General features: G+C 61.9%; 20 protein-coding genes. 10 read left to right on the plus strand and 10 right to left on the minus strand.

Annotated elements, in window-relative coordinates; all coding sequences use genetic code 11:
- The first annotated feature begins 135 nt into the window (after positions 1 to 135).
- Genes AC1PPK_RS03540 through AC1PPK_RS03550 form a run of 3 tightly spaced genes read left to right on the plus strand, consistent with a single transcriptional unit; the run spans position 136 to position 2,280 of the window.
- Positions 136 to 684 carry an RNA polymerase sigma factor gene (locus AC1PPK_RS03540; RefSeq protein WP_481116475.1) on the plus strand — a complete coding sequence of 183 codons (549 nt, stop codon included), beginning with the start codon at positions 136 to 138 and terminating at the stop codon, positions 682 to 684.
- Between the two features lie 16 nt (positions 685 to 700).
- Positions 701 to 1,078: a hypothetical protein gene (locus AC1PPK_RS03545; RefSeq protein WP_481116476.1), complete on the plus strand. Its 378-nt coding sequence runs from the start codon at positions 701 to 703 to the stop codon at positions 1,076 to 1,078.
- A gap of 26 nt (positions 1,079 to 1,104) precedes the next feature.
- Positions 1,105 to 2,280 carry a metallophosphoesterase gene (locus AC1PPK_RS03550; protein ID WP_481116477.1) on the plus strand — a complete coding sequence of 392 codons (1,176 nt, stop codon included), beginning with the start codon at positions 1,105 to 1,107 and terminating at the stop codon, positions 2,278 to 2,280.
- Between the two features lie 34 nt (positions 2,281 to 2,314).
- On the opposite strand, the gene AC1PPK_RS03555 is transcribed toward AC1PPK_RS03550, so the two are convergent.
- The 3 genes from AC1PPK_RS03555 to AC1PPK_RS03565 form a co-directional block, all read right to left on the minus strand.
- Entirely contained in the window at positions 2,315 to 3,289 is a 975-nt protein-coding gene (locus AC1PPK_RS03555; RefSeq protein ID WP_481116478.1) for a glycosyltransferase family 2 protein, read from the minus strand.
- 150 nt (positions 3,290 to 3,439) lie between these two features.
- Positions 3,440 to 4,903, minus strand: a complete 1,464-nt coding sequence (locus AC1PPK_RS03560; protein WP_481116479.1) for a DUF3999 family protein — start codon at positions 4,901 to 4,903, stop codon at positions 3,440 to 3,442.
- Positions 4,904 to 4,908: 5 nt separating this feature from the next.
- The gene (locus AC1PPK_RS03565; protein ID WP_481116480.1) at positions 4,909 to 8,181 is read right to left on the minus strand and encodes a DUF2339 domain-containing protein; all 3,273 of its coding nucleotides are present in this window, start codon (positions 8,179 to 8,181) and stop codon (positions 4,909 to 4,911) included.
- Here AC1PPK_RS03565 and AC1PPK_RS03570 point away from each other — a divergent pair.
- A complete protein-coding gene (locus tag AC1PPK_RS03570; protein ID WP_481116481.1) occupies positions 8,180 to 8,866 on the plus strand; it encodes a dihydrofolate reductase family protein in 687 nt (228 codons plus the stop codon). The two genes, AC1PPK_RS03565 and AC1PPK_RS03570, sit on opposite strands and share 2 nt — an antisense overlap.
- 120 nt (positions 8,867 to 8,986) lie before the next feature.
- Here the strand turns inward: AC1PPK_RS03570 and AC1PPK_RS03575 are convergent, their stop codons facing one another.
- Positions 8,987 to 9,238 (minus strand): hypothetical protein, encoded by a 252-nt coding sequence (locus tag AC1PPK_RS03575; RefSeq protein ID WP_481116482.1) that lies wholly within the window; start codon positions 9,236 to 9,238, stop codon positions 8,987 to 8,989.
- An 859-nt stretch (positions 9,239 to 10,097) separates the two neighbouring features.
- The gene (locus tag AC1PPK_RS03580) at positions 10,098 to 10,574 is read right to left on the minus strand and encodes a hypothetical protein (RefSeq protein ID WP_481116483.1); all 477 of its coding nucleotides are present in this window, start codon (positions 10,572 to 10,574) and stop codon (positions 10,098 to 10,100) included.
- Positions 10,575 to 11,080: 506 nt separating this feature from the next.
- On the opposite strand from AC1PPK_RS03580, the gene AC1PPK_RS03585 reads away from it, so the two are divergent.
- The 3 genes from AC1PPK_RS03585 to AC1PPK_RS03595 are packed head-to-tail and all read left to right on the plus strand — an operon-like array spanning position 11,081 to position 13,882.
- The gene (locus tag AC1PPK_RS03585) at positions 11,081 to 12,097 is read left to right on the plus strand and encodes a PD-(D/E)XK nuclease domain-containing protein (RefSeq protein WP_481116484.1); all 1,017 of its coding nucleotides are present in this window, start codon (positions 11,081 to 11,083) and stop codon (positions 12,095 to 12,097) included.
- On the plus strand, positions 12,094 to 13,200 hold the full coding sequence (locus AC1PPK_RS03590; RefSeq protein ID WP_481116485.1) for a hypothetical protein: 1,107 nt from the start codon (positions 12,094 to 12,096) through the stop codon (positions 13,198 to 13,200). Before AC1PPK_RS03585 ends, AC1PPK_RS03590 begins: the two co-directional genes overlap by 4 nt.
- Before the next feature lies 1 nt (position 13,201).
- Entirely contained in the window at positions 13,202 to 13,882 is a 681-nt protein-coding gene (locus AC1PPK_RS03595) for a hypothetical protein (RefSeq protein ID WP_481116486.1), read from the plus strand.
- A 188-nt stretch (positions 13,883 to 14,070) separates the two neighbouring features.
- Here AC1PPK_RS03595 and AC1PPK_RS03600 read toward each other — a convergent pair whose 3' ends face one another.
- The 5 genes from AC1PPK_RS03600 to dnaA form a co-directional block, all read right to left on the minus strand.
- Positions 14,071 to 15,087, minus strand: a complete 1,017-nt coding sequence (locus tag AC1PPK_RS03600; RefSeq protein ID WP_481116487.1) for a virulence RhuM family protein — start codon at positions 15,085 to 15,087, stop codon at positions 14,071 to 14,073.
- A gap of 19 nt (positions 15,088 to 15,106) precedes the next feature.
- Positions 15,107 to 17,008 carry an ATP-binding protein gene (locus tag AC1PPK_RS03605; RefSeq protein ID WP_481116488.1) on the minus strand — a complete coding sequence of 634 codons (1,902 nt, stop codon included), beginning with the start codon at positions 17,006 to 17,008 and terminating at the stop codon, positions 15,107 to 15,109.
- 121 nt (positions 17,009 to 17,129) lie between these two features.
- Positions 17,130 to 19,604 (minus strand): DNA topoisomerase (ATP-hydrolyzing) subunit B, encoded by a 2,475-nt coding sequence (gene gyrB / locus AC1PPK_RS03610; protein WP_481116489.1) that lies wholly within the window; start codon positions 19,602 to 19,604, stop codon positions 17,130 to 17,132.
- Positions 19,605 to 19,677: 73 nt separating this feature from the next.
- Positions 19,678 to 20,784 (minus strand): DNA polymerase III subunit beta, encoded by a 1,107-nt coding sequence (dnaN, locus tag AC1PPK_RS03615; RefSeq protein WP_481116490.1) that lies wholly within the window; start codon positions 20,782 to 20,784, stop codon positions 19,678 to 19,680.
- Positions 20,785 to 20,872: 88 nt separating this feature from the next.
- On the minus strand, positions 20,873 to 22,336 hold the full coding sequence (gene dnaA / locus AC1PPK_RS03620) for a chromosomal replication initiator protein DnaA (protein WP_481116491.1): 1,464 nt from the start codon (positions 22,334 to 22,336) through the stop codon (positions 20,873 to 20,875).
- Positions 22,337 to 22,631: 295 nt separating this feature from the next.
- Here dnaA and rpmH point away from each other — a divergent pair, with 295 nt between their 5' ends.
- The 3 genes from rpmH (at position 22,632) to yidD (ending at position 23,405) form a co-directional block, all read left to right on the plus strand.
- Positions 22,632 to 22,766, plus strand: coding sequence for a 50S ribosomal protein L34 (gene rpmH / locus AC1PPK_RS03625; RefSeq protein WP_079434516.1), 135 nt, complete (start codon positions 22,632 to 22,634; stop codon positions 22,764 to 22,766).
- Positions 22,767 to 22,854: 88 nt separating this feature from the next.
- The gene (rnpA, locus tag AC1PPK_RS03630; protein WP_481116492.1) at positions 22,855 to 23,196 is read left to right on the plus strand and encodes a ribonuclease P protein component; all 342 of its coding nucleotides are present in this window, start codon (positions 22,855 to 22,857) and stop codon (positions 23,194 to 23,196) included.
- Positions 23,196 to 23,405 carry a membrane protein insertion efficiency factor YidD gene (gene yidD / locus AC1PPK_RS03635; RefSeq protein WP_374480490.1) on the plus strand — a complete coding sequence of 70 codons (210 nt, stop codon included), beginning with the start codon at positions 23,196 to 23,198 and terminating at the stop codon, positions 23,403 to 23,405. The genes rnpA and yidD overlap by 1 nt, the downstream gene beginning before the upstream one ends.
- Positions 23,406 to 23,424: the final 19 nt, after the last annotated feature.

Raw genomic sequence — 23,424 nt, forward strand, 5'->3', positions numbered from 1 at the left:
CAGGCCTGAGCCCAGGCACACGCGCATGCCCCCAACTATTTTTTCCTCACCCCACAATATCCGCGCCTGCCGTTCGTCTACCCAGGCATGGACGCATCGTTTTCACTTCCTCTGCCCCACGAAGAGAGCCGCCCGATGGCCGAGCAGGACCGACGCCTGACCGAGACCATCGCCCGCGAAAGCGGGCGGCTGGGCAGCTTCATCCGTCAGCGGGTGCCGGACTCGGGCGAGGCGGAGGACATCCTGCAGGATGTCTTCTTCGAGCTGGTCCAGGCCTGGCGCCTGCCACAGCCGATCGAGCAGGTGGGCGCGTGGCTGTTCCGGGTGGCGCGCAACCGCATCGTGGACCGCTTCCGCAAACGGCACGAAGAACCCCTGCCGCTTGCCGCAGCCGAGGATGACGACGACGACGCCCATTGGCTGGACAACGCCCTGCCGGCCAGCGACGGCGGCCCGGAGGCGGCGCATCTGCGGCGGCTGTGGCTGGAGGCCATCGCGGCGGCCCTCGACGAGTTGCCCCCGGGGCCGCGCGACGCCTTCATCGGCCACGAGATCGACGGGCGCAGCTTCAAGGACATGGCAGCCGACAGCGGCGTCCCGCTGAACACCTTGCTCGGCTGGAAGCGCCAGGCGGTGCTGCACCTGCGCGAACGCCTCCAGCCCCTTTACGACGAACGAAACTGAACGGGAAACCACCAAGATGAATTGCTCTACCGAGAAATCCAGCTGCGTGTCACGCTGCATCAAGATCGGCCTGCTGGCAGTGGCTGGTATCGGCGCCCTCACCTGGGTCGTCATGGAACTGTGGAACTGCCTGCTACCCGACCTGTTTGCCGGCGTCTCGCGCATCGGCTACTGGCAGGCGCTGGGCGTGCTGGTGCTCAGCCGGATCCTCTTCGGCGGCCTGCGCGGCGGCTGCCACCGCCATTGGCGCGAGCGCCGGGCCCAGTGGGAAAGCCTGACGCCGGAAGAGCGCCAGCAGCTCAAGGGACGCTTCCACAGCCGCTGGGGCCGCTGCGGCGCACCCACCAAGGCCGAGGCGCCTGAGAACACCGGCGACAACACCGACAAAGCCTGAAACGAGACAAGAAAGAAACGCAAGCCATGCCCCAGACCCGAACCGAGATACGGCCGGCTAGCGGCCGGACACTGCTGCCAAGCCACCTGCGCCGCGCCCTGTGGCGCATGCTGCCCCTCATCGGCGCCCTGCACGCCTACATCGGCTGGCGCCTGCTGCCGCCCCTGGACCTCGGCCCGGCCGGCCTGGCGCTGGCCATCGGCGGGCTGGTGCTGTCCGCCGGCCTCGTGCCGCTCGGCCTGCTGGGGCGCTTCGTCGTAGCCAACCAAGCGTTGGCCGACCGGCTGTCCTGGCTCGGCAGTCTGGCGATGGGCCTGTTTTCCTCGCTGCTAGTGCTGACGGTGCTGCGCGATGCCGGCCTGCTGGTCGCCGATGCGCCGTCGCTGGCCGAGCCGACGGCGCTGGCCGTCGTCGGGCTGGCCAGCCTGTTCAGCGTGGTCGGCTTCGTCAATGCCCGGCGCGTGGCCGGCGTGGTCCGCATCGACATTCCGCTGGCCGATCTGCCGCCGGAGCTGGCCGGCTTCACCATCGTCCAGCTCAGCGACATCCACGTCGGACCGACGATCAAGCGCGACTACGTGCAGGCCATCGTGAACCGCGTCAATGCGCTCGATGCCGACCTCGTCGCGATTACCGGCGACGTGGTCGACGGCAGTGTCGACCAACTGCGCGCCGACACCGCGCCGCTGGGAGGCCTGCTGAGCCGGCATGGCAGCTATTTCGTGACCGGCAACCACGAATACTATTCCGGCGCCACGGCCTGGATGCGCGAGTTCGAACGCATCGGCCTGCACGGCCTGCACAACCGCCACGTCGTCATCAACCACCGCGGCGGCCGCTTCGTGCTGGCCGGGGTGACCGACTATTCCGCCGGCGCCTTCGACGCCGCCCACGCCAGCGACCCGCAGGCGGCGCTGGCCGGCAGCCCGCCGGATCTGCTGCGCGTCCTCCTGGCCCACCAGCCCCGTTCGGCTGCCGCCGCCGACGCCGCCGGCTTCGACCTGCAGCTCTCCGGCCACACCCACGGCGGCCAGTTCTGGCCGTGGAATTTCTTCGTGCCCCTGCAACAGCCCTTCACCGCCGGCCTGCACCGGCACGGCGGACTACAGGTCTACACCAGCCGCGGCACCGGCTACTGGGGGCCACCGAAACGCTTTGGCGCCCCGTCGGAAATCACCGTGCTGCGCCTCATCGCGGCTTGACCCGGCGAAATGAAGGCGCGCGCGGTGGTCGACGCTATTTTCCGTTCTTGATCCGCGCGTACTCTGCCACGCTGATGTTCACCAGCAGGCGCGCATTGGCGTAATAAATCCCGTCGCTTTCACTGCCTCTCAACAGGCACTTCAGCTTGCACAGCCAACTGCTCCACGAATAAAACAGCCAATGCGTGGCGAACGTGAAAAAGCGGTATTGCGGATAATGCTGGAACAGGAACTTCAGGCGTGAGCGGGTGAAATGATCGTCGCTGCGCACCACCTCCGCCCGCCCCCGCGAGCTTTCCCCACATAAATGCAGGGCGCGCGCGGACGGCAGATAGACGCTCCGGAACCCGGCACGACGCATCCGGAAAAACAGGTCATCTTCCTCGGAATACAGGAAGCGGTCCTCGGGCAACAGGCCAACCCGGGCAAAAACCTCGCGCCGGACCAGCAGGCAGGCGGCAGACATGAGCGGCACATCCCGCGGCGCCTCACCTGCGATCAAGACATCCCGGTTGCCGTAAAAGACCTTTCTGAAGAAGCGGTCAAACGGCGGAAAATGGAACGCCAGCAAGCAACCCAGTTGTGACCAGGGCGACGTGATCTGCGTTACCGAATGCTGGAACTCTCCGGAGGCCAGCACCAAACGGGGCCCCACCGCGCCCACCCCCGGATCGCCCTGCATGACGGCGAGCAGCCCAGTCAGACAGCCCGCCTCCAGAAACGCATCGGAGTTCAGCAAGAGTACAAACGGAGCCGAAGAACGCCGGATCGCCATGTTATTGGCCACCGAAAAACCGGCATTGCGATCATTTTCGATCACCGTAATGCCAGGGAAACGCGATTGCAGGGCCTCCACCGTGCCATCCTGCGAATCGTTATCCACAACGTAGACGTGCGCTGCGATCCCTTCGGCATCAATCTTTCCCAGGACATCGCCGACACATCGACACGTCAGCTCGGGGGTCTTCCACGTCACGATGACGATATCAACCACGGCGTTGCCACTCATCTCCCACCTCCAGCACCCGGAATACATTTACATATCAGGCGACGATACCCGGTACGCCGCCGGGCTTCAACCAGCCATCCTGGCCCGCCGCGCCGGAATACCCCCGGGGAACGCGCCTGGTTGCGGCTTGACCGGACAGCCCCGTCCGCCTCAGCTTTCCTTGCCCGCGTTCATCTGCCGGACCAGCCGCCAGGCCATTCCGCCTAGGATGGCGACGCCGAGCAGCAGCACGCCCCACAGGATGTAAGTGCGCTGCCGTGCCGCTGCGGCGGCCTGGCTGGCGGCGCTGGCCTCGGCGGCATCGCTGCGGCCGACCTTCAGCTCGCCGACCTGCGCCTGCTCCAGCCGCTGGAGTTCGGCCGGAGTGAATCCCGGTGCCACCTGGTCCAGTGCCTGGTTGGCCGGGATCGCATCGCTGCGGCCGAAGCCAAGGGTATAGGGCGGCGTGCCACCGGCCAGGAAGATCAGCGTCGCCGCCTGCCACGACAGTCCGAGCTCGGGTTGCGCGGTGGCGGCGGCATTCAAGGGCCGGAGCACCCACTCCCGCTGATGGCCGAGGCCGATGCCCACGGCGCCCGAGCGGCGGGTCTGGCCGTCCTGGGTGATCTGGTAGAAGGTGGCCTGGGTCCTCGGCTGAAAGACCCAATCGGTAGTCTTGCCGGCCTGGCGGCTGGGGCGCTCGACGTAGGCGCCCAAGGCCACCGGATAGACAATGTTCGCCTCCCGCAGCCCGAGGCTGAACTGCTCCACCGGCAAAGCGATTCCCGCCGGGTAAACCAGATCGCCGGCCTGCTTGCCGGCGACGGGCTTGATCCACAGGGTTTCGCGCAGCGGCTCGCTGCTTTGCGGCTTGAGCGTTTCCGCTTCGATGGCCGGAAACACGATCGGCTCGCCCCGCTGCCAGCTCAGGCGCGCGTAGCGGAAGGACTGCGGACTCAATTCGAGGCGGTCGCTGGCCAGGGTCTGGGCACTGTCATTGCGCAACCAGCTCAGCTCGGCGACGCCGGCGGTGTGCCATTGCTTGAGATCGTTGCTGGTTTCCAGCCAGACCTCGGCGCTGTAGCTGCTTTGCTCCTTCGGCGCGCTGAAACGCAGGGCTTCGATACGCAGCGGATCGTTCCCGTCGCCCTTGGCCGCCGGACCGAAATCCAGGATCAGGTGGCTGAGCGCGGCCCGGTCACGGTCCGGCACACGGCCGGTCCGCGCCTGTACCGACTGCACGCTGCCGTCGGGGCGGGTCTGGATGTCGATATCGATCAGCGCGCGACCGGCTGCCGTAGGCACGCCACCGCGCACCGGAAAGATGCTCGCCGCCAGCATGCCGCGCCGGGCCTGCTGTTCCGCCGGCGGGCGATACAAGGCATGCGGCTGGGCCACGCCCCGCGCATCGAAGACCCGCAGATCATCGAGTTCGGCCGTTCGCGCCTTGAGATAAACCGTCTGCGGCAGGCGCAGGCCGACCACGCCCTGCTTGCTGTTGACCTGCAAAGGCAGCGCGTAGGCGTAGTCCGCGGGGGTGTCCGATTTCACCGCCGTGGACGCCGTCACGGCCGGGGCAGCGAGGCTGGCCGCCAGCAGAAAAGCGGGGAAGACAAGGACTCGCGGAGGGAGCATGGCTGTCATGGCGCGACGGACGGCTTTTGTTCGGTGGGTTCGGTGGCTTGGGTGGGAAATGGGGCCAGATAGCCGATGACCAGCATCAGGATGCCCACGCCGAGGAAGGACACGATACGCTCGATGCCGCCGACGTTGGAGAGGTCCACAAAGAACAGCTTGCCGATGACCAGCACCAGCAACCCGGCCCCCGCCATCCAGGGCGTGCGCAGCAGGCGCCGGGCGGCGAAACGCATCAGCACCAGCGCCGTGGCGCTCCATACCAGCGACAGCATGGCCTGCACGAATTGCGAGCGGAACAGCGGCTCCATCTGGTACGGGATGTCCAGGAAGTACGCGGCGCTGCGCAACAGCATCAGGTTGAACCACAGGTAGGCGGCGCAGGCCGCGCCTTGCGGCAGCCAAGCCGGCAGCCTGCGTTCGCCGCCCGCGGTGAGCCGCCAGGTGGCCACGGCAAGCAGCGCGGCGTAGCCGGTGGTGAGATCGAGGGGGTTGAGCAGCGGCAGATAGGGCAAGGGCGCCATCAGGCCGTTCTGGGTGAAGTTCCAGATCACGGCCACCCCGACGGACCACAGCGTGCCCAAGGGGATCAGCACGTCCCGGTACCAGCCGGCAATCGGCGCAGTCGGCCAGCGTTCGCTGCGGGCGCGGGGGATCAACAGCGCCACGTAGGCCATCATTGCCCAGGCCGGCAGGTAGCGCGCCCAGCTGCCGGCGGTGAACCAGCCGCCCGCAGCCAGCAGTTCGGCCTGTTCCGGCGAATCGGCCTGCAGGCCCAGGATGACCAGGTGGTGCCCGAGCGGCCACAGGATGAGCCAGGGCCCGACCGTGCGCAGGGTGTGCAGCACCCGCAACAAACGGGGCTGCCGTTCCGGCAGCAGCCAGCCGGTGAGATCCGCGTCCCGCAGCAGCCATTCGCTGGTAACCCACAGCGCGCCAAAGGCCAGCCACACCGGCCAGGCTGGGATGACGAGGTAAGCGTCGAGCTGCTGGAGAATCCGCAACGTGGCGTGGAGCAGGCCCGGCCACACGGCCGCCGCGAACCAGCGCAATTCGCCCCATTGCCAGTGCCCGGCCAGACGGACGAAGAGCGGTGCGGTAAGCGCCAGGAAGAGGCAATAGAGGGGATGGACGGGCGGCCAGACGGCTTCGCTGAACAGGTTACGGCTATCGAGAATATGCGCCCCCCAGCCGTTGAGGCTGCCCAGCACATAGGCAAACCACCAGAAGCCGGCCCAGCCGAGCAGGATGCGGGAATGCTGGCGGTAGCGGCCTTCCGGCTGGCGTTGAAAGCTCAGGCTGCTGAAACCCGCGCCCAGTGCAAGAAGAAGGCCACCGAGGAAGCCGGTGTCGAGAAGGTTGTCGCTGACAACGTCCCCTGACGCGCTGATACCGAAGTCCAGCACCTGGAGGAAGACCAGGCCAGCCAGCACCTGCAGCAACAGGGCGAAATGGCGTGCAACGCTCCATTCCAGCCGGCCGGCGATCAAGCCCAGGATGGCGGCAACCACCATCGCGCTCAGCACATACAAGGTGTGGGCCTGCGTGCTGCCGTGCAGGTAGATTTCCAGCCAGGCGCCGGCCAGCAGCCAGAGTGCTGCAAAAAAGAGGAAGACGGTGGCCAGCGTGGCGGCAAACGGAACGGACGCCCCTTCGGCGGCGTCGGCGCGGCTTCCCTTGCGGAAATTCATCGCCATGACGAAGCCGGTACCGGCCAGCAGCAGGAAGCCGAGCCACAGATTGGAGTGGACGGCGACTTCCGGCTGCAAGCCGCTGATCGATACCACGTAGGACACCCACGCCCCGACCTGCACCAGCACGCCGAACACCCAGGCCAGCGTCTGCTTCTGGCGCAGGCCGACCCAGACGATGCCGGCCCCTTCCAGCGCCCAGGCGGCCGAGGTCCAGCGGCCATCGAGGGCAAACGGAATGGCCAGGGTGCCGAACACGATGCCGAGGGCGAGGAAGGACTCGACCAGCAGCTTCAGCGTGTCGCCGCGGCGCCGCCACAGGGCCGCCGTCAGGCCGGTGTAGAACAGCCCCAGCGCCAGCGCCGAGAAGGCCAGGCCGAAGGGCGTGTCGCGGACGATGCCGTATTGCAGGCCGAAGGCCAGCAAGGGCGTGCCGAAGACCAGCGTGCCATCCACATAGTGCTTGAGGCGCGGCGCCTGGCGGCGGGCGTAGAGGATGGCGATGGCGACGTAGAAGACGAAGAACAGGATCAGGAAGCCCTGCACCGACAGATAGTTTTCCGGCGTGTAGCGCAGCACGCCCCAGGCCGTTCCGATCACGAAGGTGAAGGCGAAGCCGAGCAGGTTGAGCAGCCGCCACGAACGCTCTAGCGCGATGGCCAGAATTCCGGCGTTGAGCAGCGCGTAGTACGAGAACAGGCCGATATGGCTGCCCTGCCCGGTGGACGTCAGGATCGGCGCCGCAAAGCCGCCGACGATGCCGAATACCGCCAGCCAGACGGCATCCTGCAGGACGGCCAGCAGGCAGGTGAACAAGGTCAGCACGAACAGCAGCGCGAAGGCCAGGCCGCCCGGAATCAGGTCGTACAGGCGGAAGGCGCCGAAGGTCACCAGCATCAGGATGCCGAGGGCCGTGCCCTGCACCGGCAGGCTGATCGACGCGCGGGTTTCCCGGATGCGCCAGCCCCACAGCAACAGCGCAATGTCGGCGACCACGATGCCGGCCAGACGCAGCTCGATCGGCACCGAAACCCGCGCCGCGGCGTACTTGAGCAGGAAGCTGATGCCGAAGAAGAGAATCAGCAGGCCGACCTTGGCGACCAGGTTGCCACCGAACAGCCAGGCCTTGGCAGCCAGCAGCCAGGCCGGTGGCGGGGCCGGCTCGTAGGGTTCCGGCGGCGTTGCGGGGCGGACGGGCTCGGGCTCGGCGGGCGGCTCCGCTGGGCCAGGAATCATTGCCGGCTCCGGATCGTGCGCGGTCGCGGCCTCCACCAGCGGAGCCTGCTCCGGGCCCGGCAGCGCCGGCACGAACACCGGGCCGTAGTCGATCTCGGCAGGGACGGCGGCCGCGGCGTCGCCGGGCGGCGCGGCAACGGACGCTTCGGCAGGCCAGGCGACGGGCGCCTCGGAGGGCTCAGCCGTACGGGCTGCACTGGCTTGACGATAAAGCTGCTGGATCCGCTCCTCCTGCATCAGGACCTTTTGCTCCAGGTCCCCCAGCCGGCGGCGGGCGCCGATCACCAGGAACAGCAGCACGATGGGCGCAATGACAAAGGCAAACGCCAGCAGGACGAGCAGGGATTCCATGTGGATCTTCCGTGCAAGAAAGTGGGCGAAATTATCACATGAGAGTAATTTCCGCCGTGTGCCGCGCGTCCTTCTCGCCGGCAGCCTTGAATCAGGTGCAGCACAATGCCTTTGGCAAGAGGTGACCAGAATCATGAAGACCCAGTACTACACCGCCTCAAGCCTCGACGGCTTCATTGCCACCGAGGATGACTCACTGGAATGGCTGTTTCCCCTCGGCGATCTGAACGCGTCCAGCTATCCCGCCTTCATCGCGGAAGTCGGCGCGCTGGCCATGGGCTCCTCCACCTATGAATGGATGCTCCGCAACGCCGACCAGGTGGCCGCCGAAACCGGCTCCCCCTGGCCCTACACCCAGCCCGTCTGGGTATTCACCACCCGCCAGCTCCCCGCCATTGAAGGAGCGGACGTCCGTTTCGTCAAAGGCGACGTGCGCGAGGTGCACGAGCAAATGCGCACCGCCGCCGGGCCAAAGAACATCTGGATCGTCGGCGGTGGCGACCTGGCCGGCCAGTTCCATGACGCCGGCCTGCTCGATGAAATCATCATCCAGATCGGCTCCGTGACCCTCGGCAAGGGGAAACAGGTCTTCCCACGCCGTGTGCTGAGCCCAAGGCTGCAACTGGCTTCAGTTCGTCAGATGGGGACGGGCATGGTTGAACTGCGGTATGAGGTCGGAAAGTAGCCGAACGCTCATCTTGGTAGAGCGTCCCAGCCCTTTATGGAGCAAGTGCGCCCTTACGACGCCAACCAGCACGACGTACGCAACGGCAGGGAACACCTGCCCCCTGGCCCGGCCGATCCCCTAAGCGCGCCCCCGCGCCCGCAAGGCTTTGAACAACTCCTGGACCTCCTCCGCAATCATCGCGCAGGCCCACAGGTAATTGTCCTGATAGGTGGGACTGAGACGCCGGAAGGCGTCCCCCGAACTGCCGAAAGTCACGGCTAGCAAGGCCTGGAGCTGGGCCTGACGGGCGGAAAGCTGGTCGGTGAGGGCCAAAGTACCAACCTCGTCGTTGAGCAGGTAGAGCGGATCGGCCGTTGCGGGAAATTCCATCGGAGTACTCATGCGACGCCCCTTCCGATGACGGCCGGATGACATGTCGGCATGGCGACGATGTTGCGCGGGCAGCATTGATAAGACGGGGCTCGGGCGACCGGGCCCGTTGCGCGGTGGTGCATGGTGATAGCTCCTATGTCTGCGATATGGATTTCCGCGCTCTCGTTCCAATGAGGGCGGCGGAACCGTACGGGGTTGGAACTACCGGGACATAGGAACCGGCCAGCCTCACGGCTGCCCCGCACGGCCCGCCATAGGATGGACGCAGCCATGCACCAATAGAAAAAACCGCGCATGGCGCGGCCTAATCGTATCGGCCTATGTCGATCCGGGGTTCCAATCCCGGTCACCATTGTTTAGGTGACGAGCGGAGTATCGGCCTGAGGTACGGCGGGGGTCAAGATTTGCGGCGATCCCAGCCAACTGGCGATTCGCCCCAATTATCCGGTTTTATCCTGAACAAGATAAAACCGGATAAAACGCGCCTGACATGAACGCTCGCCCCTCCGACTGGAACCTTTGATGCCCGGAGCCGAACGCTTGATGCCGGGACTTGAACTCGCTTCCTTCGGAGCTGAACTTTTGATCCCGTGATTGAAGCCCGTTTCCCTCGGAGCTGAACTTTTGACCCCGTGATTCCAGCCCGCCTCCCTCAGCGCTGAACTTTTGATCCTGCGATTGAAGCCCACTTCCCTCCGAGCGGAGCGCTCGAGGCTGCGACATGGACTGGCTTCCCCCTGATGGAAACACGTTCAGGTCCGGAGGAAGCGGGCTCCCCAAAAATTGAAACCCGTGCCGCTCAGAGCAACACGGGTTTCAATCCGGGCTTCGCGCACTTCCCCCCGAGCGAGGACCGTCAGGCTGGAACCGCACCCTCTTCATCGCGACGCCGCCCCTGCCCCTTGAAACGCGTCGACGCCTGAGCGCGGAGTTCATCCAGCGCCGTGCCCTTGCCCGCGAGCTTCGCAAAACGGTAAGCCTCCAAGGCCGCAGCGTAGATGTCGCTGCCCAGCGCCATCTCGGTGTCCTCCCCGCGCTGGGTCAGCGCGGTCAGACGGGCCAGCACCGGACGCAGGCGATCCAGCGCCTGGATGTCCGCGCCAAATTCCTTCAGATCGAAAGTCCCCGGCAGGATCTCCGGAGACTGGGCAATCACGTCATACGCCTTGCGCGCAAACATCTCCGACTTCGGCCCCATCTTGCTCAGCTCACGGCGCTGATCCACTGACAGGGAAATCAAACCCGCCAACTGCTGCTCCAGCACCTCCAGGGCCTTCTGGACCAGGTCGATCTGCTCCGCAGACAGCGGCAGTGAAATCACATTCTGGGTCATCCTCTCGCTCCTTCTCGGCTTGTTGATTCATGACATTGGCACAAAATTGTGCGAAGGGGATTCTGGGAGAGGGGCGTAGAACATGTCAATTAGATTATTTCAATCTCGCTTGATGCCATGCGGGAAGTGAAGAACGCCACAGCGTTCGGGCTGCGATCGTGGAAATATCCTTAACAGATACCTCTACAGGTTCATATCCTCCCATTGAGACACCATGCGACAGTTCGTTTCACTGCTTGCCGCTCTAGCGCAAATGCACAACATCGCTCACAGAATGAATCAGAGGCAGAGGAGAAGCACTCTATGACTGCGTTTCGGCACGGTCACCCAGTTTCTGCGACATGCAGGCGACTCAATGGAACTAAAGCAGTCAAAAATTTCAAATTAATTGGATTATGTTCTGGCATAAATTTTCTTTAAGGAAATGTAATTGCATCCACAATCCATTTCGCTTTCACAACAAATAGTGATCAGCCACGGAAACGTAGCGACATCAGGAGGACATAGTGGCTGAAACAATAAATATTGGCGAAATCGCCCAGAGCCTATCAAAAGACATCTTCAAGTATTTCCTCTGGGACACACATCCAAAACATGACGACAATTTCAAGTGCACCAACCCCGAACACAAGAGCGAACCAAAGAGGGGGGAGGGAAGAATTGGAAAACCTAAAGAGACACACCCTGGCGATGTAGTTTTCTCATATATCGACCCTTACATTGGAAAAACAATCTATTTACATACAGACCTAAAGAGTTACTCGAAGACAAGTATCACGAGCACAAAACTACGTGGCGCATTCAAGTCGCTAAGTATGACTATAGATTGCGCTCAAGAGTCCGATTACTGGCGAGATAAATATTCAGTGCTTGAGGATGAGGCTCACGAAGTTCGAGGATTGCTCTTTGTTCACAATCACGACAACAAATATACTCAGTCGTTTCAAGAAGCCATCAGTAAGATGGACCTACAGAACCTACCTCTGCCGGCTGGGGCAATCATTCACTACTTAGGCCCAGCCGATATACAGAGGCTCTATAGTATTGGGAATGACATTATTCGCCTACAGAGCAATGATGAGCTTCCGAAGGAGTACACCTACCACTATCCGGATCAAGTGATGGTTCGGCGGCATGGAGATGGCTCCAAACAAGCAGCAACCATTGAGTCGATGACTGGCCCATATCTCATTATTCGACACGGTGGCACCGACTCCAATTGCTCCGCTGGATACTTGATTTACTACAACCGACCAGGCGGATCATCCGAAGAGTTTGAATATTTTCTAGACTGCCTGTCTCGCTACCAAATGCTGGAAGTCGGTCAGTCGATACGTATTAGGGTTGTCGATAGTACGGCTATTGATGACCTCAAAACAGTGTTTGAAAAGGCAAAGAAGAAGTACGCACGTGCGTGGGGCTTTGATCCAGCACGAGAGGCCATCCTTAGAAACATTAAGATTGACCGTATAACTGCGGTAACCAATACCTACAATCCAGGCGACATGGGATGGCGCGAATGAAAAACAGCAATTACGGCCCCTCTCTTTACTATGCCTCAGACAAAAACGTCTTTGATGCCCTCAATCAACACAAGGTCGACATTCCAACCATCATAAAGCTGTTTGAGCGACGGAATATCATTGTCAGTAAGAAGACCCCGCGAGAAAGTCTTGCGGTTTACTTCTCCAGGCAGATACATGACTACCAGGACCACAGAGATATTGCTGGGCGACTTGGCATTGCACCTAGGCGCGAGCGGATTACCTCGATGGATGTAAATGGCGAAGTAACCAAAGACCACTTAGATGTCGCCGTTAAACAACTCAAGGAAGAACTAGAAAAGAATGGTGAAGTCGTCCAAATCCACAAGGAGAATGGAAAGGTCAGCCTCACCGTTCAATATTCAACAGTCGACTACCGGGTCAGTGAATTTGCCCAGCGGCAGGAACGGGACGGAACCATCGAGCTCCTCGAAACCGAGGAAGGATTCACGGTTCGTAACACTCACAACGAATTCGTGAATAATGTTACTCAGGTTTTGATTAAAAAGCTCGAGACAGCTGCTGATACGACGCTCCAAAAAGTGACTATTTCCTTATTTGGAGTCCCTTCTGCTCGACTTCGCTCAAAATTCTTCCATGAACTTGCATCTGGTCTGCAGGGCTATACCCGTACAGACGTTACCGCTGTCTATGTTTTTAAAGCCAAACCTGACCCGCTAGTGTCAGATGAGAATAATGGAAATGACGAAGAAGCCGTGGAAACTGAAACACATGTTGAGCGCGTAGCCCTTCGAGGAAATGGGGTAACCCGGTCTGACATCCTCAATGACCTGCTTAATGAGGATGACTACTACATTACCAAGATATCTTGGGAAGCACGCGAAAAGGGGGGAGCTGAACACGCGTACGCCATCGAAGCAATGTTCACCAATCCTAGGGATTGCACTGGATTTTCGTTCATCCTGAGCGGCGTGTACCCATGTGAAGAGGGGCTGTTATCTAGCAGACGGCGAGCACCGTATAAGCATGAAATTGAATTAATCTCAGGTGTTATCGAAGAAAAAGCTAGGGCCTTGGTAAAACAGCTCAGTGACGAAATTGGCGGGCCATCGGGAGATTGATATGCAACTTAGATGCAGATGGTTTCGCATTCAGCTTCCAAATGGAACTCCTGACCTTTCGGTGGTATTTGAGAAAAACCCACTTGGGCTAGAAACCAATCAAGGTTTCACGACAGTTACAGGCGTTTTGGGGCAAACACTCTATCGATTTCTCTGGAGGTCGAAGGTTGTCGTCACGCAGCTGGATGATGAAGGCGTACCTCACTATCAAGAGGTTGCCACAGTTAACTTTACAGACTTCGCCATTCTAAATATAAACGATGAAACATTCCTTCGCATCGAGAGCCCTGGGCGTAGTATTCGGGACCTTCTAAATGCACTCGAATCCTTGCTCGGGCTGGGCTTTACCTGCAAACCAATCACCTTCGCAAAGAACAAGCCAACTTCAGTGTTTGAGAGCAGCGAAGTTACCAAGCTCATCGGTCTCAAAGTTACCGATGTCGTATTAGGTAAAGATCTTCTAGCTCGGATGGAGTTCAGCTCAAAGGAGGGTATCACTCCGGAAAAGCTTACTGTCCTAGATGGAGTCCTCCACAAGACGGACTCTGCAAGCTACGAATTGATTTATGGTGGAGTAAAGGGATTGCTTTCCTTTAGCGCGTCAGGAATGGTGAAGGTCAGCGGGCTGCTGGCGCCGCGACTGATTCATTTTATTGAACAGGACTTGGCAATGCTTGTATGAGACTCGAGCCTCAGGTGAGGTTCGCATGACATCATGCTTATAGCTTGTTCACTAGAACGCTCACATGAGCGTCTCACGCTTTACCGATATTTCTATTCGAGGGCAAATCCGTGGCGATCCATTGTTCAGCTACTGTGTGGAGACTCGTATGGCTGACCTGGCCTGAATACCCTACCCCTCGGCCGAACCTAGCCTTCCTTCCGGCCCTTCATCTCCTTCTCCACCTTCTCCAGCATCCTCAGATCCTCCAGATCCTCCAGATCCGCCGCAACTGCATCCCCATGCCTCCGTTGGGCATCAAACAAATCGTAGCGCTCAAAGGCGACGGTCTTGGCCTGTTCGGCTGAGCGACTGCCGGTGCCTTGCAGTACCGGGTAATCGTTGAATTCCAGCAGGCGATCCACGTTCTTGCGCCAGTAGTCCAGGGTGAGTTGCTGCTTCTGCTTGGCGCGTAGTTCGGCTTGTTCGAGGAAGATGACGACGAGGCGGTTGAGGGTGTCGATTTCATCGGTGGAGAGGTAGTTCTTGGCCACGATGACGTCCTGCTTGCGCACCCGGTTGCCGCTCCAGGTCATCAGGCCCATGTTGGGGACGTCGACCTTTGCCCGGTCGATGATGATCTCCGCGGCGGTCTTCTGGGTCACGGCGTAGAGCAGCTTGTTCTGCACTTCGGCGAAGAACAGTTGGGCCTGGCTGTCGCTGGCCTGGTAATCGGCGCTGAGGGCGAAGAGGTCGCGGACTTTCTGATAGAAGCGCTTTTCGGAGGCCCGGATTTCGCGGATGCGGGCCAGCAGTTCGTCAAAGTAATCCCATCCGCCGGGGTTCTTGAGGCGCTCGTCGTCCATGACGAAGCCTTTGACGAGGTATTCGGCGAGGTAGGTCGTGGCCCATTGGCGAAACTGGGTGCCACGCACGCCTTTGACCCGGTAGCCCACGGCCAGGATCATTTCGAGGCGATAGAGCTGGGTCTTGCGCTGAACCTGGCGCACGCCCTCGGTTTGAACTGTCAAGGATTCCTTGACGGTTGCTTCGGGGGCCAGTTCCCCCTCGGCGAGGATGTTCTTGATATGCAGGCTGACGTTCTGCTTGGTGGTGGCGAACAACTCGGCAATTTCGAGCTGGGTGAGCCAGACGCTGCCATCTTGGGCCCGCAGCTTGAGTTGGGCCTGTCCGTCGTCGGTCTGGTAGAGGATCAGTTCGCTCATCGCATGCATGGCGTTGCGCTCACGTAACGGATATCTGGGCGAGCCAGGCCCGACCTGCATCGGTAACGACGTAGGCTTGCTGAGGATGGTTCACCACCTCCGGGTGGGTGTATTGAAGCCACCCCTGCTGCTCACGCAGTGCATTCAGATGCGGGGACTTGAGCGCCTTGACCTGCCGCCCCAATCGGGATGCCAGCTGCTCGGCACTATGGGGTCTGATCGCGCACAGCCAGACGATCAGCGGCCAGAGCTTGTCCTTGCGTGCTTTAGGGCCGAGCGCAGCGATGGCGTCGTGAAGTTCCTGGGGGAGGTCACCCGTATTTGATGGGAGGTCACCTGTATTTGGCGGAAGGTCACCTGTATTTGATGGAAGCTCACCTGTGTTTGGACCTTCAAACAGAGGCAAGTCGGGCAGATCCCGTAGCTGGTAGTACGTTGCGGACCCGGCGCCGCCCTGTGCCAGCAGCTGACGCTGATGGTGCAGTCTGCGCAAGACCTGGCTTGCGGCCAGCGTATCCAGATCAGTAATGGCTCGCAAACCGGCATTGTCTACAGCACCGGTCTCCCGGGCCAATATCAGCGCCTTGGCTTCATCATCACTCAGATCCAGGTGAGTGAGTTGCTGCAGCCAGCGCAATTGATCGGCATCCAGCAACTGGTGAAGCAGATAGGTTGCCGTGAACTGATTGCTCTGGCTGCTGCTGGCAAACACGGGTGCTGTCAGCCCGGCCTTCTGGAGAAGGCGCCGCATGGTGCGGATACCTGATCCTTTGGTTTCTGCAAAGTCCAGATCGTAGAGAACCGAGGCAATGTATGGATTGCGCTGGATGGAGCCCATTTCACCCAATGTTGCAGTCGGCTTGAGCGAGTAGCCTGCATTGCGGACTTCCAGGCGGTTGCTGTAGCGCACAACCAAGATGGGCTGATTGACCTGGTAGTCGCGGTGCATCACCGCGTTGACGATGGCCTCCCGAATGACTTTTTGGGGCAGGAGAGGCTCGTCGCTGCGCTGCGTATCCCCCTCCCGCAAACGAAAATGCCTGGGCATGTCGTCGAGAATGCTGGCTTCCAGCTTGGGAATCAGCCGGATCAAGGGTTCGCGGATATCGAGTGTGGTGGCAAAACGTTGGTCCGGATCTTCCACCCACTGGGTACCATTGATCCGCACATAATCCACCCGCATGGCTGGCAATAAACGGCGCAGGGCCAGAGGCTTGCCGAGCAGCAGCAACCCGGCGACATTGGGCACCCATGTGCCGTCCTTTCGCCTTACCAAGTGGAGCGCATGCAGCATATCCGGGTCATCGGCAAGCAGTTCTTCGGCATGTGGCCGCACCTTTTGCCGGAGGGTTCGATACAGGCTGATGGCAGAAGGATCAAGGTCGTCCCATTCCGCATCTCCGGGCACGAGCTGTTCAAATCCAAGACCGCTTTTTGCCAGCAGAATGGGCCCCAGCTCTAGCTGGCCGCACTCGTAATCGCCATTCAGACCGCGTCGCCAGATACCCGTTTTCTTCTTGTTCTTGCTGTCGAATTTGCCCTTGAAAGTACACGGCTTGGCCCCGGGCTCCAGTTCCGGGACAAAGATCACCAGCACACGCTTACCCTCAAGCAAAGCCGCCTTGGCTTTGACCGGAATCGGCTGTTCAAACTGATCCCGGCAATTGGCCTGGAGATCATTGAGCAGCTTGTCGCTAGCCGTAACGCCGACCACCCAGAATTCCGGATGAACCTCGTCCGGTTCTGCAATACCGAGCACCAAATATCCGCCCCCCAGCCCGGGCTCATTTGCATAGGCGCAAACGGTCTGCATGGCAGATCCACCAATCTCACTTCCCCGCTTTGCCTCTATGCGCGGGTGTTCGTCCAGTTCGCGCAGCTGCTGCAAGAGCTCTTCCGGGGTAAATTCAAAATCGTTCATGTCGGAAGCCTGGAAGCTAATCGCGGTGAATAGACGCTGGGTTTAATTATGAAAAAAGCTCCCTGAGGAGCTCTTTTCATACTGACTTACGCTGCGATGCTGGTATCACTCGGTGGTGATATCACACATCGATATTCCGCGCATACAGCGCATTCTCTTCAATGAAGGCCCGGCGGGGTTCGACGTTGTCGCCCATCAGCGTGGTGAAGATCTCGTCGGCGGCGATGGCGTCGTCGATCTGGACGCGGAGCAGGCGGCGGACGGCGGGGTCCATGGTGGTTTCCCACAGCTGCTCGGGGTTCATTTCGCCGAGGCCTTTGTAGCGCTGCTTGGAGATGCCGCGTTCGACTTCATTGAGCATCCAGCGGATGGCGTCGGCGAAGCTGGTGACGGCCTGGGCTTTTTCGCCGCGGCGCATGACGGCGCCGGGGCCGATGAGGCCGGAGATGGACTCGGTGGCCTGGCGGATGGTGCGGTAGTCGCCGGCGTTGAGGAAGTCGCCATCGATGCGGCTGAGCTTGCGGTTGCCGTGGTGCATGCGGGCGATTTCGAGGGTCCAGGCTTCGCTGGCCTCGTCGTGGCGGGCCTCGATGGTGACGGCGGTGCCGACGGCGGCCTGCAGGCGGGCGGCGGAGTCGCGGGCGGCGGCTTCGTCGTCCAGCGACAGGGGCAGGTCGTTGGCGAGCAGGGCGTGCAGGACGGAGGAGTCGATCCAGTCGGCGAGGCGGCGGATGACGGCTTCGGCCAGCAGGTAGGTGCGGGCGAGGCCGCCGAGGGCGTCGGTGTGGATGGGATCGGCGCCGTCGCGCGGGGTGAGGGCGGCACCTTCGAGGCCGAGCTTGAGCAGGTGGGCGTTGAGCTCGTTGTCGTCCTTGATGTACATCTCGTTCTTGCCGTGCTTGATCTTGTAGAGCGGCGGCTGGGCGATGTAGATGTGGCCGCGCTCGACGAGCTCGCGCATCTGGCGGTAGAAGAAGGTGAGCAGCAGGGTGCGGATGTGCGCGCCGTCCACGTCCGCATCGGTCATCAGGATGATGCGGTGGTAGCGCAGCTTTTCGGGCTTGAAGTCTTCGGGGCCGATGCTGGTGCCGAGGGCGGTGATGAGGGTGGTGATCTGCTCGGAGCTGATGAGCTTGTCGAAGCGGGCGCGCTCGACGTTGAGCACCTTGCCGCGCAGCGGCAGGATGGCCTGGAACTTACGGTCGCGGCCCTGCTTGGCGGAGCCGCCGGCGGAGTCACCCTCGACGATGTAGATTTCGCACAGGGCGGGGTCTTTTTCCTGGCAGTCGGCGAGCTTGCCGGGCAGGCCGACGCCGTCGAGCACGCCCTTGCGGCGGGTCATTTCGCGGGCGCGGCGGGCGGCTTCGCGGGCGCGGGAGGCTTCGACGATCTTGCCGCAGATGGTCTTGGCGTCGGCGGGGCGTTCGAGCAGGAAGTCGGCGAGTTTTTGTGCGACGACTTCTTCGACGGCCGGGCGGGCTTCGCCGGAGACCAGCTTCATCTTGGTCTGGGAGGCGAACTTGGGGTCGGGCATCTTGACGGACAGCACGCAGGCGAGGCCTTCGCGCATGTCGTCGCCGGAGATGTCCACCTTGGCCTTCTTGGCGATCTCGTGTTCTTCGATGTACTTGTTGATGACGCGGGTCATCGCGGCGCGCAGGCCGGTGAGGTGGGTGCCGCCATCCGCCTGCGGGATGTTGTTGGTGAAGCACAGCACCTGTTCGGCGTAGCTGTCGTTCCACTGCATGGCGACTTCGACGGTGATGGGCACGCCGTTCTGGATGGATTCGCCGCTGGAGTGGAAGACGCTGGGGTGCAGCACCGACTTGGCGCGGTTGATGTATTCGACGAAGCCGGACACGCCGCCGGCGAAGGCGAAGTCTTCTTCCTTGCCGCTGCGCTGGTCCACCAGGCGGATCTTGACGCCGTTGTTAAGGAAGGACAGTTCGCGCAGGCGCTTGGCGAGGATTTCGTAGTGGTATTCGACGGTGCCGAAGATCTCTTCGTCGGCGAGGTAGTGCACCTTGGTGCCACGCTTGGTGGTGTCGCCGATGATCTTCAGGGGGCTGGTCTCGACGCCGTCGACGACTTCGATGACGCGGTCTACGGCGTGGCCGCGGTTGAATTCCATGAAGTGCTTGTGGCCGTCGCGGGCGACGGTGAGGCGCAGCCACTTGGAGAGGGCATTGACGCAGGACACGCCGACGCCGTGCAGGCCGCCGGACACCTTGTAGCTGTTCTGGTTGAACTTGCCGCCGGCGTGCAGCACGCACATGACGATTTCGGCAGCCGAGCGCTTGGGCTCGTGCTTGTCGTCCATCTTGACGCCGGTGGGGATGCCGCGGCCGTTGTCGGTGACGGAGATGGAGTTGTCGGCGTGGATGGTGATGACGATGTCGTCACAGTGGCCGGCGAGGGCTTCGTCGATGGCGTTATCGACGACTTCGAAGACCATGTGGTGCAGACCGGTGCCGTCGGAGGTGTCGCCAATGTACATGCCCGGCCGCTTGCGCACGGCCTCCAGCCCTTCGAGCTGCTGGATGCTGGATTCGTCGTAGTTGTCGGCGGGTGCGGGTTGTTGCGGCGTATCGGACATGGCGTTCTCGGTTCAGCGGGTACAGCAGGGCGCCCCCTTGCGGGGGCTCGCAGTCGGACGGTGTTTTGACGGATCAGATCCGCATCGGCATGACTACGTACTTGAAGTCGGTGTTGTCGGCGAGGCCGAAGAGGGCGCTGGCGTTGCCGTCGTTGAAGCGGATCTCGATCTCATTGGCGGCGACGTTGGTCAGCACGTCGAGCAGGTAGGTGACGTTGAAGCCGATGTCGAGGCTGTCGCCGGAGTAGTCGACTTCGAGTTCTTCGAGGGCTTCTTCCTGCTCGGCGTTGGTGGACACCAGCTTGAGGCTGCCTTCGGAGAGCATCAGGCGCACGCCGCGGAACTTCTCGTTGGTGAGAATGGCGGCACGTTGCAGGGACTGCAGCAGGGCCAGGCGGCTGGCCTTGACCAGCTTGGGGTGGCCTTGCGGGATGACGCGCTCGTAGTCGGGGAACTTGCCGTCGATGAGCTTGGAGATGAGTTCGATGTGGCCGAAGCGGAAGACGATCTGGTTGCCGACGATGGTGACCTCAAGGGCTTCGTCGGAATCGGCCAGCTGGCGGGCGAGCTCGACGACGGTCTTGCGCGGCAGGATCACGTCGGTGCGGGCGAAGTCGCCGACCAGCGGGGAGGCGGCGTAGGCGAGGCGGTGGCCGTCGGTGGCGACCATGCGCAAGGTGTCGCCGGCGACGACGAGCAGCAGGCCGTTGAGGTAGTAGCGGATGTCCTGCTGGGCCATGGCGTACTGCACCAGCGCCAGCTGCTTCTTGAAAGCCTTCTGGGTGGTGGTGAAGTGGATGCCTTCGCCTTCCGGCGGGGCCAGGCGCGGGTAGTCGGCGGCGGGCAGGGTCTGAAGCTGGAAGCGGCTCTTGCCGGCCTTGAGGGTAATGCGCTTGTCGTCCAGCGTGAGGCTGACGTCGGCGGTGTCGGGCAGGGCGCGCAGGATGTCCTGCAGCTTGCGGGCACCGACGGTGATCGCCACGTCGTCGGCGCCGTCGGCCGCGGTGGTGCTGTTGCGGATCTGGATTTCGATGTCGGTGGCGAGGAGGGTGAGGGACTCACCCTTCTTCTCGATCAGCACGTTCGAGAGGATCGGCAGGGTGTGACGCTTCTCGACGATGCCGGATACCGATTGCAGCGGGGCGAGAAGGGCGTCGCGGGGCGCAGTGAAGAGCAGCATGGACTGAGGTCTCCGAATCGTTTTTACAGGGGCAGGTGCCCGGCGGCGGGCACCCGGCCTTCAATCTTGATGGCAAAAGGTTTCATCATCATCCGCGCAGAACCTGGGTCAGGACGTGCAGATCATGGTTGAGCTGGGTGTCGCCGAGACGGAGTTCGGCGATGGTGCGGCAGGCGTGCAGCACGGTGGTGTGGTCGCGGCCGCCGAAGGCTTCGCCAATGGCCGGCAGGCTCATCGGAGTGAGATCCTTGGCGAGGAACATGGCCACCTGGCGCGGCCGCGCGATGACGCGGGTGCGCTTCTTGGAGTGCATGTCGGCGACCTTGATCTTGTAGTAGTCGGCGACGGTCTTCTGGATGAACTCCGCGGTGAGCTGGCGGTTGTGCGCGTTGAGCAGGTCCTTGAGGGCTTCCTTGGCCACTTCGAGGCTGACGTCGCGGCCATGGAAGCGGGCGAAGGCGAGCACCTTTTTGAGGGCACCTTCGAGCTCGCGCACGTTGGAGCGCAGGTTCTTAGCGATCAGGAAGGCGACGTCCTCGTTGAGGTCGATGCGCTCGGCTTCGGCTTTCTTCTTGAGAATGGCGACGCGCATCTCGAGCTCGGGCGGCTCGATCTGTACCGTCAGGCCCCAGTCGAAGCGCGAGATCAGGCGGTCTTCCAGACCCTGGACGTCCTTCGGGTAGGTGTCGCTGGTGATGATGATCTGCTTCTTGGCCTCGGTGAGGGCGTTGAAGGCGTGGAAGAACTCTTCCTGGGTCCGGTTCTTGTTGTTGAAGAACTGGATGTCGTCGATGATCAGCACGTCCAGCGAGCGGTAGTAGCGCTTGAAGACGTCGAAGGATTTTTGCTGGTAGGCGCGCACCACGTCGGCGTAGTAGTCCTCGGCGTGCACGTAGCGGATGACCTTTTTCGGGTCATGCTTGAAGACGTAGTTGCCCAGCGCGTGGATCAAGTGGGTCTTGCCAAGGCCGACGCCGCCGTAGATGAACAGCGGGTTGTAGGACACGCCGGGGTTCTGGGCCACCTGCAGGGCGGCGGCGCGGGCCAGGTCGTTGGCGCGGCCGGTGACCAGCGTGTCGAAGGTGAAATCGGGGTTGAGACGCGACTTGTCGTAGTTGACGACTTCGGCGGAAGTGCCGGCCTCCGGGGCGGCCGGACGCAGGCCTGCCGGCGTGGCGATGGCAGGCGCCGCCGTGGCCGCAGGGGAGGGCACAGCAGCCGCAGCCGGTGCGGCGGCTGCTGGCGCACCAGCCGGCACGGGAGGACGGCGCAGGCCGCCCGCGGGCGCCAGGCTGATCTCGATGGTCGGCAGGCCACCAAAATACTCCTCGCCCAATTCCTCGATGCGCCGCAGGTAGCGGTCACGCAGCCACTGGCGATGGAAGTTGGACGGAGCGACCAGACGCAGCCCCACCCCGTCGTCGCTCAGCTCTTCGACGCGCAGGGGAAGGATCCAGGTCTTGAACTGCTGGGCGGGCAATTCCTGCTCCAGGCAGCTCAGGCAATGCGTCCAGAACGCGGCGCATTGGGACGACGATGAGGCTTCGGGCACGATCTACGGGTGGGTTTGGTAAACAGCGGAATGCGCGCGGATTCTCGTTATACGGGGGCGCTCCGACCTGGGATCGGGGCAGCCGGACATGCGCGCAAGGGGGTCCGGCCAAACGCGTATTGTACCCTCCCGGCGTAGACTTATCCACAGCTTGTACAGACCGACAGCCGGGCGGCGCACGCCATCCTCACCCCAGGCCCGCAGGGGGCTTGCGCGGGGATATCGAAACGTGCTTGACAAACAGTGGGTTAACGTATCAAATTGCGCGTTTGACTCAACTTTTCGGGCACGAAAAATGAAACGTACTTACCAACCTTCCGTCGTCCGTCGCAAGCGCACCCACGGCTTCCTGGTTCGCATGGCCACCCGTGGCGGCCGTAAGGTCATCGCCGCTCGCCGCGCCAAGGGCCGTCATCGCCTCGCCGTCTAAGGCCGCAGAGGCCACTTCCCCTGTCGGCAGCGACAACCGCGCGGCAGAGGAAGCGACACCCCCGGCAGGATTCGGCTTCGGCTCGTCCTTGCGACTGCACAAAACGGATGAGTTCTCATCCGTTTTTGCTTTTCGGCGCGTGCTTCGCGGAAAGTACTTCGCATTGCACTACTGTCCGAACGAAGTCGGGAGCGCCCGCCTCGGTCTCGTTGTCGCCAAGAAGCTCGCCAAGCGCGCCGTGTTGCGCAACCTGGTGAAGCGGATCGGCCGCGACGTGTTTCGTCATGCCCGCGCAAGCTTGCCGGACTACGATCTGGTGTTACGATTGTCGGCTAAGGTTGGCGACGTAACGAGACGCACCATGCGCGAAGACATGCTCGCTCTGTTCGAGCGATTGCCCAAGACAGGCCGCGAGAGCAAAGCAAAGTGATGAAACGCGCCGTGCTTGCCCTGCTGCAAGTCTATCGCTACGCCATCAGCCCCATGCTGGGACGCAACTGCCGCTTCGTTCCGTCCTGTTCGGAGTACGCCGTGGAGGCCGTGGAACGTCATGGAGCCCTGAAGGGCTCGTGGCTCGCCGCACGCCGGGTGTGCCGTTGCCATCCCTTTAGTGGCGGCGGTTTCGACCCCGTGCCCTGATCCACCTCCTCCAGTCCGC

The organism is Zoogloea sp. JDB1 (assembly GCF_056724025.1).

What these genes read in the sequence shown, in the direction of transcription:
- AC1PPK_RS03540 (WP_481116475.1), top strand. Translation starts at nt 136, where the DNA reads ATGGCCGAGCAGGACCGACGCCTGACCGAGACCATCGCCCGCGAAAGC.
- AC1PPK_RS03545 (WP_481116476.1), top strand. Translation starts at nt 701, where the DNA reads ATGAATTGCTCTACCGAGAAATCCAGCTGCGTGTCACGCTGCATCAAG.
- AC1PPK_RS03550 (WP_481116477.1), top strand. Translation starts at nt 1,105, where the DNA reads ATGCCCCAGACCCGAACCGAGATACGGCCGGCTAGCGGCCGGACACTG.
- AC1PPK_RS03555 (WP_481116478.1), bottom strand. Translation starts at nt 3,289, where the DNA reads ATGAGTGGCAACGCCGTGGTTGATATCGTCATCGTGACGTGGAAGACC.
- AC1PPK_RS03560 (WP_481116479.1), bottom strand. Translation starts at nt 4,903, where the DNA reads ATGCTCCCTCCGCGAGTCCTTGTCTTCCCCGCTTTTCTGCTGGCGGCC.
- AC1PPK_RS03570 (WP_481116481.1), top strand. Translation starts at nt 8,180, where the DNA reads ATGTGGATCTTCCGTGCAAGAAAGTGGGCGAAATTATCACATGAGAGT.
- AC1PPK_RS03565 (WP_481116480.1), bottom strand. Translation starts at nt 8,181, where the DNA reads ATGGAATCCCTGCTCGTCCTGCTGGCGTTTGCCTTTGTCATTGCGCCC.
- AC1PPK_RS03575 (WP_481116482.1), bottom strand. Translation starts at nt 9,238, where the DNA reads ATGGAATTTCCCGCAACGGCCGATCCGCTCTACCTGCTCAACGACGAG.
- AC1PPK_RS03580 (WP_481116483.1), bottom strand. Translation starts at nt 10,574, where the DNA reads ATGACCCAGAATGTGATTTCACTGCCGCTGTCTGCGGAGCAGATCGAC.
- AC1PPK_RS03590 (WP_481116485.1), top strand. Translation starts at nt 12,094, where the DNA reads ATGAAAAACAGCAATTACGGCCCCTCTCTTTACTATGCCTCAGACAAA.
- AC1PPK_RS03595 (WP_481116486.1), top strand. Translation starts at nt 13,202, where the DNA reads ATGCAACTTAGATGCAGATGGTTTCGCATTCAGCTTCCAAATGGAACT.
- AC1PPK_RS03600 (WP_481116487.1), bottom strand. Translation starts at nt 15,087, where the DNA reads ATGAGCGAACTGATCCTCTACCAGACCGACGACGGACAGGCCCAACTC.
- AC1PPK_RS03605 (WP_481116488.1), bottom strand. Translation starts at nt 17,008, where the DNA reads ATGAACGATTTTGAATTTACCCCGGAAGAGCTCTTGCAGCAGCTGCGC.
- gyrB (WP_481116489.1), bottom strand. Translation starts at nt 19,604, where the DNA reads ATGTCCGATACGCCGCAACAACCCGCACCCGCCGACAACTACGACGAA.
- dnaN (WP_481116490.1), bottom strand. Translation starts at nt 20,784, where the DNA reads ATGCTGCTCTTCACTGCGCCCCGCGACGCCCTTCTCGCCCCGCTGCAA.
- rpmH (WP_079434516.1), top strand. Translation starts at nt 22,632, where the DNA reads ATGAAACGTACTTACCAACCTTCCGTCGTCCGTCGCAAGCGCACCCAC.
- yidD (WP_374480490.1), top strand. Translation starts at nt 23,196, where the DNA reads ATGAAACGCGCCGTGCTTGCCCTGCTGCAAGTCTATCGCTACGCCATC.